Consider the following 13,185-nt stretch of genomic DNA (forward strand, 5'->3'; position numbering starts at 1 on the left):
ATCGTTCAACAGGCTCCATAGCGAATCGAATGCGCGGGGCGTTCATGCCGACGCGCGGCGGCCGAGCGCGTACAGCGGCTCGAGCACCCACTCGATCAGCCGGCGCTGGTCGATCAGCACGTCGGCCTCGAGCGCCATCCCGGGTCGCAGCGTTTCGCGCTTGCCGTACGCGACGATGTCCTGGCGATCGAGCGCGACGACCACGCGGTACAACTGCTCGGGCACGTTGGTGCGCCCGGTGAGGTTCGCGACCTCCTGAGGCGACAGCGCGGTGCGCGACACGTCGGTCACGCGGCCGAACTGCTGGCCGAATTTCTGGAACGGGTAGGCCTCGTAGCGGAGCACGACGCGCGCGCCGGTGCGCACGAAGCCGATCGCGCGGCTCGGCACCATCAATTGCGCCTCGAGCAATGCGCCCTGCGGCAGCAGCGACACGACCGACTGGCCCGCGTTGACGACCTGCCCCGGTTTCGCGAGCAGCGTCGCAACGACGCTCGCCTGAGGTGCGCGCAGAATCACCGCGCGGCGCGCCTCGTTTTCGGCGATCGACTGGTCGACGTCGGCGAGCTTGCGCTCGATGTCGTTCTGCTGATTGCGGGTATTGAGCGGCAATTCGCGCAGCTGCTGGCGGATCTGGTCGAGCTGCTGCTCGACGTCGAGCCGCTGGCGCGCGAGATCCTGCAGCCGCGCCTGCGCATCGAGCAGCGCGGCTTCCTGCTGCTCGACCTGGCTGTTCGACGCGTAGCCCTGCTCGCGCATCGACTGCAGCTTGCCGAGCTGCCGCTGCGCGAGTTCGGCCTGGCGCGTGCGCTGCGTCTTCTGCAGCGCGATCTGAGCGAGCTGGTCGTTCAGCGCCGCGGTGCGTGCATGCAGCCCGCGTTTCGCCTCGCCGCTCAGTTGCGACTGGCTCGCGAGATCGGTCTCGAGGCGCGCACGCTGAAGATCCAGCTGTTCGCGGACCCGCTCGCGCGTGCCGCCGAGCTCGGTCGCGACTTCGGCCGACACGGCCATCAGCTCGGCGCCGGCCGCGACGGTCTGCCCCTCGCGCACGCGCGTGTCGATCACCGTGCCCGTCAGCGGCGGGATGATGGCCAGCAGCCCTTTCGCGGGCAGCAGCTGGCCGGCGACGCGCTCGCGCTTGGTGTAGGTACCGAGCACGAAGAACGCGACGACCGCAAGCGCCGCAGCCGTCGCGACACCGATCGTCAGCCAGCGCCACGGCGGCGAATACAGGCTGACCGTGCCCATCAGCTTGTGCTTGGTCGCGTCGAGCGCTTCCTGACGGAACAGCGAATCAGTCATGTGTCGCTACCGGTGGGATCGAATGGAGGGAGACGGAATCGCGCATGGTCAGCCTGCCGGGCGGCATACAATCGCGGCGACGTCCGCTTCGCCGAGCGTGCCGAGCGCGGCCGACAGTTGCAGCCGTGCGCGCAGATAGCGATAGCGCGCGTCCGCGAGATCGCGGATCGCCTCGAAATAGCGCTGCTGCGCGTTGAGTTCGTCGATCTGCGTGCGCAGCCCGACCTCGCGGCCCAGGTGGGTCGACTTCACCTTGCTGTCGGCCGACGCGAGCGCGCGCTCCTGCGCGCGGATCAGCGCGAGGCCGTTGGTGATGCCGAGATAGGCGGCACGGGCGCGCTCGCGGGCCTTGCGGCGTGCATCCTCGAGCGCGTCGCGTGCCTGGTCGCGCCGCCGGTAGGCTTCGCGGCTCGCCGACAGCGGGCCGCCGCCGGCGAACAGCGGGATCGTGACCGTCACGCCGATCATCGACGAACGGGTTTTCGACGTCGTGCCGAACACCGTGTCGAGCCCGTTCTCGTTGGCGCCGCGGCTCCAGTTCGTGCCATAGCTCGCCTGCAGGTTCACGACCGGCAGGTGCGCGCCCGTCGCGGCGACGATGTCGGCCTGCGACTGGTCGAGCTGCTTGCCGGCGATCCGCACGTCGACGTTGTCGCGCGTCGCACCGTCCATCGCGGTCGCTAGATCGGCCGGTGCGGCCGGTGTCGCACATTGCCACGAGATCGGCGCCAGCTCGGCCGCCGTCAGCCCGGTGATCCGCTGCAGCGTGCCGCTCGCGACCGCCAGATCCGTTTGCGCGCCGACCGTGCGCGCCAGTGCTTCGTCGAGATTCGCGCGCGCCTCGTCGACGTCGGTGCGCGTGCCGTCGCCGATCCGCAGCGCAGCCTGCGCCTGGTCGAGTTGCTTGCTGAACGCCTGCTGTGCGGCTTCGGCAGCCTGCAGCACTTCGCGTCCGTACAGGACGTCGAAATAGGCGTTGGCGACGTCGTTGATCAGCGTTTGTGCGGCCTTCTCGTACTCGATGTCCGCTTGGTCGGCAAGCGTGCCGCCACGCTTGAAATCGGCGACGCGCGACACATCGAACAGCGGCTGGGTGACGGTTGCGGAAGCGCTGTGACGGCGGACCGCTGCCGCATACGCCGCAGTGGGCTGGTCCTGCTTCGTGTAGTTGCCGGTGAGTTCCGCGCGTGGCAGCAGCCCGGCAAGACCCTGCCAGCGTTTCTCGCGACCGGCGAGCTGCGCGTTGCGAGCCGCGCCGATGCCCGCATCGAAGCGCCGCGCCGCGTTCACCGCGTCGAGCAGGTCGGCCGCATGCACCGGCCATGCGGCGCCGAGCCAGCCGAGAATGGCCACCAGCCGGAAGGATCGTGTCGAAATCATCTGCCTGTATGCGCCGCTGCATGTCGGTCGCAAGAACCGCGGCGAGGTTACGCCGCAAAGCAGGGGATTATTCAGTCATGCGTGACGGCACGATATCGCCGTTTGTCCAATTTTCGGCTGGTACCGGCGGGGCCGCGAAGGGCGGAATGCGACAGTGCATTAAAAGGGGATAGCGGCTCGCCGCGCGAAGCCCAGGCAAGCGCGCCGCTGCAAAGGAGAACGCCGAGGAAGTCAGGCCGGAGCGAAATGCGGCCACCAGCTAACGAATCGACAGTTTGACAAGCCTCGCCAGTTGCGACGGCAGCACTGGTGTTCCCATGTTGGTGGCCGTCAACGCCCCGCCTGTTTTCGGCAAGCGGCGACATCAGCAAAAATTGGATGTTCCGCGATAGGTTCGACGTTTATTTAGGACTATTTTTCGAACATTTTCATCGGTGAAATTTTGCCTGGAGATTTCCCTTTGAATGAACGGCGAATTGTAATGGGAGACTGTCTTGATAGCCGTGTGATTCGCACTATCTCGCGCGGCCCGGTGCTCGTCTCGGCACTTCTGACTTGGGTTCTCACATACGTCGCCGGCATTTTTGTCTGGGTTGGCCAATTTGTATTCGAACTTCCATTTGGCCCGTCTGCCGGCGCGCTGCCTGAAATAGTGAAGCACGACCTGTTGACCCGCCTGTTTGTTGGCTCACTCGCTGTACCGATAGTGGAAACATTTCTTTTCCAGTGGCTTCCCATTCGGTTGATTCGCCGCGCATTCGGAGCGAGTGTTTGGTCAGCCATCGGTGCTTCAACTCTTGTGTTCGGTGCGACGCACGGCTACAGCATCCTGTACGTGGCAGTCGCTTTATGGGGCGGGCTGATTTTCGCAACGGTCTTCGTGCTGCGTGATTACCCCGGCGGCCGTCCCTTTTTGGTCGTCGCCACCGCCCATGCCGCCCGCAACACGCTGGCAAGTATCCTCATCTGACGCGAACGCATCACTCCCGGGTCAATCGGTAGAATCGTCGCCAATTGGCCGGATGAATAGGCGCTGAATCCACACGAAATCGTAATGACTCGGCCGAGGCAGCGCCTGTACCTCGCGACGAATGACCCGCGCGTCAGCGCCAGCCGAGCAGCACACGCCCCATCGCATCCAGCCCCATGTCGAACAGGTGCGACACGAACGGCACGAGGTTCGGCACCATCAGCTGCACGAGCAGCAGCCCGACGAGCATCGTCACGGGAAAGCCGACCTGGAACACGCCGATCTGCGGCGCCGCGCGGTTCAGGATGCCGAGCGCAAGGTTCGCGATCAAGAGCGCCGAGACCACCGGCAGCGCGAGCAGCAGCCCCATCTCGAACACGGTCGCGCCGAATGCCGCAAGCGTGCGCCAGCCGGGCGCGTGCAGCAGGTCGGCCGACACCGGCAGCGACTGGAACGATGCGGCGAGCGCGGCGAACACCTGCAGATGGCCGTCCACCGCGAGGAACGCGAGCATCGCGACCGCGTTCAGGAAGCGCCCCATCACGGGCGTCGCGCCGCTCGTGTGCGGATCGAAGAAGGTCGCGAAGCCGAGGCCCATCGACAGCCCGATGAAGTCGCCGGCCGCCTCGACGGCCGCGAACACGAGCTGCATCGTGAAGCCCATCGCGACGCCGATCAGGAACTGCGTGACGACGATCCAGATGCCCTGCGCGGAGAACACGGTGACGTCCGGCATCGCGCCGAGCGTCGGCGCGACGACCAGCGCCATGAACGCGGCGACGCCGATCTTCACGCGCACGGGCACCGCCGCGTGACCGACGACGGGCGCCGTCGCGACGAGCGCGAGCATCCGCACGAACGGCCACAGGAAGGCGGTGAGCCAGCCGTTGAGCTGCGCGTAGGTAACCGAGAACATCGCCGCCGGGCGTTGTTGCGCGCGGCTCAGCCGGCGCCGAGCGTCGCGACGTGCAGCAGCGTCTGCCGCAGGTAGTCGAGCATCGTCGTCAGCATCCACGGGCCGGCGATCACGAGCGTCGCGGCGACCGCGAGCAGCTTCGGGATGAACGACAGCGTCGCCTCGTTGATCTGCGTCGCGGCCTGGAACAGGCTCACGACGAGGCCGACCGCGAGCGCGACCAGCAGCAGCGGAGCGGCGAGCAGCAGGCCGACCATCATCGCCTGGTGCGCGAGGGTCATCACTTGTTCGGGCGTCATCGCGCGATTCCTCCGCTGCTTACGTGAAGCTCTGTGCGAGCGAGCCGATCAGCAATTGCCAGCCGTCGACCAGCACGAACAGCATCAGCTTGAACGGCAGCGACACGGTGGACGGCGACACCATCATCATCCCCATCGACATCAGCACGCTCGCGACGACCATGTCGATGATCAGGAACGGGATGAAGACCGTGAAGCCGATCTGGAAACCCGTCTTCAGCTCGCTCGTGACGAACGCCGGCACCAGCAGCGACAGCGGCACGTCCTCGGGCCCCTGCATCGGCGCTGCCTTCGAGATCTTCGCGAACAGCGCGAGATCGGTCTCGCGGGTCTGCTTCAGCATGAAGGTCTTGAACGGCGCGACGCCGCGCTGCACGGCCTGCTCCATCGGCATCGTGCCGTCGGAGAACGGCTTGTAGCCGTCGTTGTACGCACGGTCGAGCACCGGCGACATCACGAAGAAGGTGAGGAACATCGCGAGGCCGACGAGCACCTGGTTCGGCGGCGTCGTCGCGGTGCCGAGCGCCTGGCGCAGCAGCGACAGCACGATGATGATGCGCGTGAAGCTCGTCATCATCAACACCATCGCCGGCAGGAACGACAGCATCGTGAGCAGCAGCATCGTCTGCACGCTCAGCGAATAGGTGGTGCCGCCGTGCGGGCCCGGGCTCGCGTTGAACGCGGGCAGGCCGTTCGCCTGCGCGTACGCGAGCGCAGGGGCGACGCAGAGGATCAGCACGGGCGCGAAGCGCGCCGCGCGACGCAGGAATTCGTGTTTCATCGGAAGGCGGGAACGGAAAGAGGGCGCGGCGCCATGTCAGCGGTCCTTGCCGCGACCGAGCCGCTTCGCGGCTTCGCCCGCGAGCGCGTCGCGCAACCGCGAACCGAACGTGCCGGGCAGGCCGCCTTCGGACGGGGCGACGCCGGCGGGTGCGTCGGCCGAACCCGATGCCACGGCGGCGGTTGCCGCCGCCGGGCTGGCCGGCAGCGTGTGCAGCAGCCGCACGTTGCCCGGCGCGACGCCGAGCACGAGCCAGGTGTCGCCGATCTCGACGATCGTCGCGCTTTCCTTCGCGCCGAGCCCGACGCTCGACACGACCTTCAGCGGGCCGCCGCGCCGCGCGGGCTGGAAACCGAAGCGGCGCGCGAGCCACGCGCACGCGAATACGAGACCGATCACGACCGCGAGCCCGACGAGCGTCTGCAATACCGCGCCGACGCCGAGCGACGGCGCGGCCGAGCCGACCGTCACGCTCGACGCGATCGACCCGGCGTGGTTCACCGCGTTCATGTCGGCGGCGACGGCAGGCGCGCTGGCGAGCGACACGAAAAGCGAAGCGGCGACGGCAGGCGCCGCCGCGATCGCGATGCGCGCGCGGCGGCCGGGCTTCACGACGTTCACCGGTTCAGCTTCCGGATGCGTTCGGCCGGCGTGATGATGTCGGTCAGGCGGATGCCGAACTTGTCGTTGACGACCACCACCTCGCCCTGCGCGATCAGGCAGCCGTTCACGAGCACGTCCATCGGCTCGCCCGCCATGCCGTCCAGCTCGACCACCGAGCCCTGCGCGAGCTGCAGCAGGTTGCGGATCGCGATCTTCGTGCGGCCGAGCTCCACGGTCATCTTGACCGGGATGTCGAGGATCATCTCGATGTCGTTGTGCGTCGAGTTCGCCGCGGCCTTCGACAGCGGCTGGAACACGCCGGCGCCCGTCGCGCCCGCCTGCACCGGCTGATGGTTCTGCTCGGCAAGCGCGGCGGCCCAGTCGTCCAGGCCCTGTTCCTCTTCCGCAGCGGCCGGTGCCGCCTGCGCGTCGGCGGCCGATGCCGCAAGGGCCGCATCGGCGATGGCTTGCACGTCGTCCTCGGGCGTCTGGTTCAGCTCACTCATATCCACCTTCCTTCATCGAATCGCCCGCGCTGATCATCTTCTGCACGCGCAACGCATATTGACCATTGAAAATTCCGTAGCCGCACTCCATCACCGGCACGCCGTCGACCTTCGCGGTGATCGTGTCGGCGATTTCCAGCGGCAGCACGTCACCCGCGCGCAGGTTCAGGATCTTCTCGAACGTCGACGGGATCTCGGCAAGATTCGCGCACAGCTCGACTTCGGCGGCCTGCACCTGCTGCGACAGCACGCGCACCCAGCGGCGGTCGACTTCGAGCGCCTCGCCCTGGATCGGCGAACTGAGCACGTCGCGGATCGGCTCGATCATCGAGTACGGCATGCAGATGTGCAGCGTGCCGCCCGTCGGCCCGAACTCGATCGAGAACTGCGTGACGATCACGATCTCGTTCGGCGTCGCGACGTTCGCGAACTGCGTGTGCATCTCCGAGCGCACGAATTCGAACTGCAGCGGCCGCACGCTCTTCCATGCGGTCGCGTAGTGCTCGAACACGAGGTTCAGCAGCTTGCCGATGATCCGCTGCTCGGTGGCCGTGAAATCGCGGCCTTCGACGCGCGTGTGAAAACGCCCGTCGCCGCCGAACAGGTTGTCGACGACGAAGAACACGAGGTTCGGGTCGAACACGAACAGCGACGTGCCGCGCAGCGGCTTCACGTGCACCAGGTTCAGGTTCGTCGGGATCGGCAGGTTGCGGGTGAACTCGCTGTACTTCTGCACCTTCACCTGGCTCACGGAAATTTCCGCCGTGCGCCGCATGAAGTTGAAGATGCCGATCCGCAGCAAGCGCGCGAAGCGGTCGTTGATGATCTCGAGGCCGGGCATCCGGCCGCGGACGATCCGCTCCTGCGTCGCGATGTTGTAGGGGCGGACGCCCGATGTGTCGCGCAGCTCGTCGACTGAATCGGTTTCGCCCGTGACGCCCTTGAGGAGGGCATCGACCTCCTCCTGGGACATGAACTCCTGGTGGCCCATGCGCGCTCCTTTCGCGGCCGCGTTACTGGACGACGAATTCGGTAAACAACACGTCGTCGACCTTCGCGCGCTGGTTGCCCGGCTGCGTCGGCTGCTCGATCAGTTCCCGCAGTTCCTTCGAGAGCGAACGTTTGCCGTCCGGCGTCGCGAGATCCTCGGGATGCTTGTTCGACAGCGCGAGCAGGATCCGGCTGCGGATCTCCGGCATCCGCGCGGTCAGTTGCTCCTGCGCCTTCGGGTCGGTGAGCTTCAGCGACAGGCCGACGCGCAGGTAGTGCTGCGCGCCGTCGTCCGACTGCAGGTTCACGGTCAGCGGGTCGAGCGGGAAGAATACCGGTGCGGCTAGCGGCGGCGGCTCGGCAGGCGCGCTCGCATGGCCGACGCCTTCCTTGCTCAGGAACACGTACATGCCGCCGGCTGCGGCGGCGGCCGCGCCCAGCGCGATGACGGCGATGAGCGCGATGCGCTTGAACTTGCCGGAGGAAGCCGGCTTGTCGGCGGTCGGGTTTGCGGTCGTGGAGGCCATGTGAATGCGTGCGTGATGTCTCGTAGCATGCATTGTTCGGCATCCGGGCCGAGCCCGATGGGCGGAAAAGAGGGGGGATTTGCGGCTATCTCAGCCGATTGTCGGCCGGCGCGGCCCGATGCAGGGTGGGAGCAGCGGCGGAAGGCCGTCATTCAGGGCGCGGCCGGGGGTGGCCCGGCACGACCGGCAGGCGCCGGCCGCCCGGCGCGGGTGCTCAGATCGGCAGCAGCGTCAGCAGCGGCGCGATCAGTACCATCGCGACGCCGGCGATCATCATCGTGAGGCTCGACACGACGCCTTCCTCGCTGCCGATCTCGCGCGCCTTCGCGGTGCCCACGCCGTGGGCGGCCGCGCCGAACAGCGCGCCGCGCGCGAGCCGCGTGCGCATCGGCACGAGCGCGAGCACGATCTCGCCGAGCAGCATCCCGCAGATGCCGGTCGCGATCACGAACAGGGCCGTGAGGTCCTTCGGCGCGTGGATCTTGTCCGACACGGCGAGCGCGAACGGCGTCGACACCGAGCGCGTCATCAGCGAGCGCTGCAGTTCGGGCGACAGGTGCAGCAGCTTCGCGAGCAGCAGCGACCCGCACACGCCCGCGCCGATCCCGACCGCGACGCCGACCGACAGCGACAGCCAGTGCCGGCGGATCAGGTCGCGATATTCATAGATCGGCACCGCGAACGCGATCGTCGCCGGGCCGAGCAGCCACATCAGCCAGCGCGTGTCGCGGAAATAGACCGAATACGGGATGCCGGTCAGCAAGACGAGCAGCACCAGCACGCCCGGCACGAACACGAGCGGCGAGAACAGCAGCGTCTTCCTGTACGCGTAGAGCCGCTTCGACACGAAATACAGCACGACCGTCAGCACGAAGCAGCCGAACGAGATCGCGGTATTCACCTGGTCGGCGGACAGGTTCGACAGCAAGGCAGGCATGCGCGGCTCCGGCTCAGTGGGCGGACACGGCGCTCAGGCGCGCACGGCGGCGTTCGGCGAACACGCGCTGCGCGGCGAGCCGGCGTTCGAGCTTCGCGGCGAGGTCGACCGCGACGGCCACCGCGACCATCACGAACGCGGTGCCCGCGAGCATGACCAGCGCGATGCGCCAGCCGTCCTCGCGGAACAGCCCGCCGTACTGGACGGCCGCGACGGCGGCCGGCACGAAGAACAGCAGCATGTCGGACAGCAGCCAGTTCGCGCCGTCCTTCACCCACGCGGGCGCGACGCGGCCCGAGAACAGCAGCACGAGGAGCACCGCGAGGCCGATCACGCCGGACGGGATCGGCAGCCCGACCGTGCGCACGGCCCAGTCGACCGCCAGCCACAGCGCGCCGAGCGCGGCGGCCTGCAGCGCGATCCGGCCGGTGCGCGTCATGCTGCCCGAAGCGGCAGGGCGGGCGGCGACAGTAGCGGTCGGCTTGGTCATGGCAGGCTCCATACAGATATTCCGTTGATGGTGTGAGTATAGGGTTTCCCCTAACCATAAATAAAATGACTTGTCTCTATCCTTTACATTCCAATTCGGAATTCGGTTTGCAATCGTTGCACCAATGTGGGGAGTTTTCGATGGAATTGCGCGCGCTGCGGTACTTCGTCGAGGTGGTCCGCCAGCAGAGCTTCACCGCGGCGGCCGACAAGCTGTTCGTGACCCAGCCGACCATCAGCAAGATGGTGAAGGCGCTCGAGGACGAGATCGGTTCGCCGCTGTTGCTGCGCGACGGCCGGCAGATGGTGCTGACCGACGCGGGGCGGATCGTGTTCCAGCGCGGCCAGGACGTGCTCGCCGCGCAGGCGCAGCTGCAGTCGGAGCTGAACGATCTCGGCACGCTCGGGCGCGGCGAGCTGACGATCGGCATCCCGCCGCTCGGCGGTTCGCTGTTCACGCCGATCATCGCCGCGTACAAGCAGCGCTATCCGAACATCGAGCTGAAGCTGTTCGAACAGGGCGCGCGGATGATCGAGGCGGCGCTGATGTCGGGCGAACTTGAGCTGGGCGGGCTGCTGGAGCCGGTCGATCCGGCCGTGTTCGAGCGGCTGCCGATGGTGCGCGCGCCGCTGTGGCTCGTCGCGCCGCGCGAGTCGCGCTGGGAGGATCAAGCGACCGTACCGCTCGCGGATCTCGCGCGCGAGTCGTTCGTGTTCTATGCGGAAAGCCTCGCGCTGCACGACGCGGTGCTCGATGCGTGCCGGAAGGCCGGCTTCACGCCGTCGATCGTGAGCCGCAGCGGCCATTGGGATTTCATGGCCGCGCTCGTGCATGCGGGCGTCGGCATTGCGCTGCTGCCCGAGCCTTATTGCCGGCGGCTCGACGCGGGGCAGTTCACGTGTCGGCCGATCGTCGAGCCGGAAATCACGTGGGCGATCGCGCTCGGCTGGCTGAAGAAGGGGTATCTGTCGCACGCGGCGCGCGCGTGGCTGGAAGTGGCACGGGCGACGCTGCCCGTCGCGCCCGTCGACGATCTCGCGTTCGGCGGGTTGCGGGCGAGGGAGTGACGGCCGGGCGCGGGGACGATCAGACGTGCTGGACAGGGCCCGGATACCGGGCGACGGTGTGATCGTGCGTGAGCAGGGTAACGCCCTCGGAGATCGCCTGCGCGATCAGCAGGCGATCGAACGGGTCGCGATGCACCGGCGGCAGCTGCTCGACGGCGAGGACGTGTGCGCTCGTGATCGGCAGCTCCACATAGCCGACGTCGAGCAGATTGCGGCGAAGTACATGCGGCTCGACCTGGAAATCGTCACGGTCCAGCCCACGCTTGATGACGATCTCCCAAAGACTCGCCACGCTGAAGAGCAGGGTATGGGCGGAATCCTCGATGAGCGCACGGGCGCGGCCCGGCAGTTCCGCCGCGTCGGCGGCGGCCCACAGGATCAAATGGGTATCGAGCAACAGCTTCACGCGTCGCCCTCGAACAGTTTCCGGATGTCGTCCCCGCCCATCGAGTCGAAATCGTCCGGGACGCGAATCTGTCCCTTCATGAAACCGATCCGGCTCGGCGGAGCCGGTTCCCGCGTATCGATCGGCACCACCTTGACAAGCGGCTTGCCGGCTTTTGCGATCACGAACGGTTCACCGGCATGGACGGCTTCGTCGATCAGGCGCGATAGATTCGTCTTCGCGTCGTGCATGTTGTAGGTCTGCATGGTATCCCCAATTAAACTAAGTTTAATAACAACTCGGGCTTAGTTTAATTGAGCAGTGAGATCTGCGCAATCAGCCGGAAGATCTAGGACACACGCCGCTGCGCCATGCCGCCATCAATGCCCCATCGCCGGCCCCGCGCCCTTCCTCGGCTTCGTGATCCACACGAGCGCCGCGAGCGCAATGAACATCACCGCCGACAGGTGGAAGAAGTCGTTGGTCGCCATCATGAAGCCCTGCTGAGTGACGAGCTGGTTGAGCTGCGCATTGGCCGTCTGCCCGACGATGCCGAGCTGCGCGAGCGCGCCCTGGTAGTCGGTCGTGTTCTGCGTGTAGACGCTCACCGATTCCGACAGCCGTGCATGGTGGTAGATCGCGTCGTTTTCCCAGAACGTCGAGCTGGCCGCGGTGCCGATCGCGCCCGACAGCGTGCGCAGGAAGTTCGACAGCCCCGACGCGCTCGCGAGCCGCTCGTCGGAGATGCTCGACAGCGTGATCGTCGTCATCGGCACGAAGAAGCACGCGACGCCGATCCCCTGCACGAGCCGCGGCAGGATCACGTGGTTGAACGGCACGTCGAGCGTAAACGTCGCGTTCCACAGCGACACGCCCGCGAACACGATGAACGCGAAGCTCGCGACCAACCGCAGGTCGAGCCGGTGCATGTTGCGGCCGATCAGCGGCGACAGCACCAGCGCGAGCAGCCCGACCGGCGCGGTCGCGAGGCCGGCCTTGCCGGCCGTGTAGCCCATCACCGTCTGCAGCCACAGCGGGAAGATCACGACCGAGCCGAAGAACGCCATGAAGCCGAACGAGATGATCAGTGCGCCGAGCGCGAAGTTGCGGTCCTTGAACAGCGACAGGTCGACCACCGGCTCCTTCTCGGTCGCCTCCCACACGAGCATGAACGCGAGCGACACGACCGCGATCAGCGCGAGCGCGACGATGAACGACGAGTTGAACCAGTCGCGATCCTTGCCGAGGTCGAGCATCATCTGCAGGCACGACACGCCGATCACGAGCAGCGCGAGGCCGACCGCGTCGATCCGCTGCTTCGACGTCTTCGTCTCGCGGCCGCGCAGCAGGAAGTACGCGCAGGTCGCCGAGAACACGCCGATCGGCAGGTTGATGTAGAAGATCCACGGCCACGTGTAGTTGTCGCTGATCCAGCCGCCCAGCAGCGGGCCGAAGATCGGCGCGACGATCACCGTCATCGCCCATAGCCCGAGCGCGAGCCCGCGCTTCGCGGGCGGGTAGCTGCGCATCAGGATCGTCTGCGACAGCGGCACCATCGGCCCCGACACGAGGCCCTGCAGCAGCCGGAACGCGATCAGCGTCTCGAAGTTGGTCGCAAGGCCGCACAGCGCCGACGCGACCGTGAACGCGAGCACCGACAGCGTAAACAGCCGCACCTCGCCGACCCGCCGCGCGAGCCAGCCGGTCAGCGGCACCGCGATCGCGGACGCGACCGAGTACGACGAGATCACCCACGTGCCTTCGCTCGTCGCGACGCCGAGGCTGCCCGAGATGGTCGGCACCGCGACGTTCGCGATCGACGTGTCGAGCACTTCCATGAAGGTGCCGAGCGCGAGCCCGACGGTGAGCAGCGCGAGCGCGCCGCCGGTCAGCGGCGCGGGTTCGGCGGCGGGGGAGGCGGCGGATGCCGTGGTGGCGGACATCGGAATCTCCTAGACGCGGCGCGCGCGACGCGCCGGCACAACGCACGGGTGCGCGACGCGGCGCAGCCCGGCCGGGTGGAACGGATCAG

16 protein-coding genes are annotated in these 13,185 nt (G+C 67.2%); 2 read left to right on the plus strand and 14 right to left on the minus strand.

Annotation, left to right across the window (positions count from 1 at the left end):
• Nucleotides 1–42 precede the first annotated feature (42 nt).
• Both KVT39_RS20615 and KVT39_RS20620 read right to left on the minus strand, forming a co-directional pair.
• Nucleotides 43–1,302, minus strand: coding sequence for an HlyD family secretion protein (locus KVT39_RS20615; protein ID WP_034183786.1), 1,260 nt, complete (start codon nucleotides 1,300–1,302; stop codon nucleotides 43–45).
• A 48-nt stretch (nucleotides 1,303–1,350) separates the two neighbouring features.
• On the minus strand, nucleotides 1,351–2,682 hold the full coding sequence (locus KVT39_RS20620) for a TolC family outer membrane protein (RefSeq protein WP_254640580.1): 1,332 nt from the start codon (nucleotides 2,680–2,682) through the stop codon (nucleotides 1,351–1,353).
• A gap of 505 nt (nucleotides 2,683–3,187) precedes the next feature.
• On the opposite strand from KVT39_RS20620, the gene KVT39_RS20625 reads away from it, so the two are divergent.
• Complete coding sequence (locus KVT39_RS20625; RefSeq protein ID WP_235212550.1) at nucleotides 3,188–3,652, plus strand: CPBP family glutamic-type intramembrane protease; 465 nt, start codon at nucleotides 3,188–3,190, stop codon at nucleotides 3,650–3,652.
• A 133-nt stretch (nucleotides 3,653–3,785) separates the two neighbouring features.
• Here KVT39_RS20625 and fliR read toward each other — a convergent pair whose 3' ends face one another.
• The 9 genes from fliR to KVT39_RS20670 form a co-directional block, all read right to left on the minus strand.
• Nucleotides 3,786–4,568 carry a flagellar biosynthetic protein FliR gene (fliR, locus tag KVT39_RS20630; protein WP_034183788.1) on the minus strand — a complete coding sequence of 261 codons (783 nt, stop codon included), beginning with the start codon at nucleotides 4,566–4,568 and terminating at the stop codon, nucleotides 3,786–3,788.
• A 26-nt stretch (nucleotides 4,569–4,594) separates the two neighbouring features.
• Nucleotides 4,595–4,867, minus strand: a complete 273-nt coding sequence (fliQ, locus tag KVT39_RS20635; RefSeq protein WP_006401718.1) for a flagellar biosynthesis protein FliQ — start codon at nucleotides 4,865–4,867, stop codon at nucleotides 4,595–4,597.
• A gap of 19 nt (nucleotides 4,868–4,886) precedes the next feature.
• Complete coding sequence (gene fliP, locus KVT39_RS20640; RefSeq protein WP_072442583.1) at nucleotides 4,887–5,648, minus strand: flagellar type III secretion system pore protein FliP; 762 nt, start codon at nucleotides 5,646–5,648, stop codon at nucleotides 4,887–4,889.
• 36 nt (nucleotides 5,649–5,684) lie between these two features.
• Nucleotides 5,685–6,269 carry a flagellar biosynthetic protein FliO gene (gene fliO / locus KVT39_RS20645; RefSeq protein ID WP_217590093.1) on the minus strand — a complete coding sequence of 195 codons (585 nt, stop codon included), beginning with the start codon at nucleotides 6,267–6,269 and terminating at the stop codon, nucleotides 5,685–5,687.
• Complete coding sequence (gene fliN, locus KVT39_RS20650; protein WP_034183791.1) at nucleotides 6,266–6,757, minus strand: flagellar motor switch protein FliN; 492 nt, start codon at nucleotides 6,755–6,757, stop codon at nucleotides 6,266–6,268. Before fliN ends, fliO begins: the two co-directional genes overlap by 4 nt.
• Nucleotides 6,750–7,748, minus strand: coding sequence for a flagellar motor switch protein FliM (gene fliM, locus KVT39_RS20655; RefSeq protein WP_034183792.1), 999 nt, complete (start codon nucleotides 7,746–7,748; stop codon nucleotides 6,750–6,752). The genes fliN and fliM overlap by 8 nt, the downstream gene beginning before the upstream one ends.
• A gap of 22 nt (nucleotides 7,749–7,770) precedes the next feature.
• Nucleotides 7,771–8,307, minus strand: coding sequence for a flagellar basal body-associated protein FliL (gene fliL / locus KVT39_RS20660; RefSeq protein WP_051983809.1), 537 nt, complete (start codon nucleotides 8,305–8,307; stop codon nucleotides 7,771–7,773).
• 181 nt (nucleotides 8,308–8,488) lie between these two features.
• Nucleotides 8,489–9,211, minus strand: coding sequence for an LrgB family protein (locus KVT39_RS20665; protein WP_131945704.1), 723 nt, complete (start codon nucleotides 9,209–9,211; stop codon nucleotides 8,489–8,491).
• 13 nt (nucleotides 9,212–9,224) lie between these two features.
• The gene (locus KVT39_RS20670; RefSeq protein WP_105390353.1) at nucleotides 9,225–9,701 is read right to left on the minus strand and encodes a CidA/LrgA family protein; all 477 of its coding nucleotides are present in this window, start codon (nucleotides 9,699–9,701) and stop codon (nucleotides 9,225–9,227) included.
• Nucleotides 9,702–9,841: 140 nt separating this feature from the next.
• Here KVT39_RS20670 and KVT39_RS20675 point away from each other — a divergent pair, with 140 nt between their 5' ends.
• The gene (locus KVT39_RS20675; protein ID WP_034183796.1) at nucleotides 9,842–10,768 is read left to right on the plus strand and encodes a LysR family transcriptional regulator; all 927 of its coding nucleotides are present in this window, start codon (nucleotides 9,842–9,844) and stop codon (nucleotides 10,766–10,768) included.
• Nucleotides 10,769–10,787: 19 nt separating this feature from the next.
• Here KVT39_RS20675 and KVT39_RS20680 read toward each other — a convergent pair whose 3' ends face one another.
• The 3 genes from KVT39_RS20680 to KVT39_RS20690 form a co-directional block, all read right to left on the minus strand.
• On the minus strand, nucleotides 10,788–11,174 hold the full coding sequence (locus KVT39_RS20680) for a type II toxin-antitoxin system VapC family toxin (RefSeq protein ID WP_131945705.1): 387 nt from the start codon (nucleotides 11,172–11,174) through the stop codon (nucleotides 10,788–10,790).
• Nucleotides 11,171–11,419 (minus strand): type II toxin-antitoxin system Phd/YefM family antitoxin, encoded by a 249-nt coding sequence (locus KVT39_RS20685; protein ID WP_060364783.1) that lies wholly within the window; start codon nucleotides 11,417–11,419, stop codon nucleotides 11,171–11,173. The genes KVT39_RS20680 and KVT39_RS20685 overlap by 4 nt, the downstream gene beginning before the upstream one ends.
• 114 nt (nucleotides 11,420–11,533) lie before the next feature.
• Nucleotides 11,534–13,096, minus strand: coding sequence for a DHA2 family efflux MFS transporter permease subunit (locus tag KVT39_RS20690; RefSeq protein WP_175748309.1), 1,563 nt, complete (start codon nucleotides 13,094–13,096; stop codon nucleotides 11,534–11,536).
• Nucleotides 13,097–13,185 lie beyond the last annotated feature (89 nt).

The organism is Burkholderia sp. GbtcB21, from assembly GCF_019091065.1.
Taxonomy (GTDB): Bacteria; Pseudomonadota; Gammaproteobacteria; order Burkholderiales; family Burkholderiaceae; genus Burkholderia; species Burkholderia pyrrocinia_C.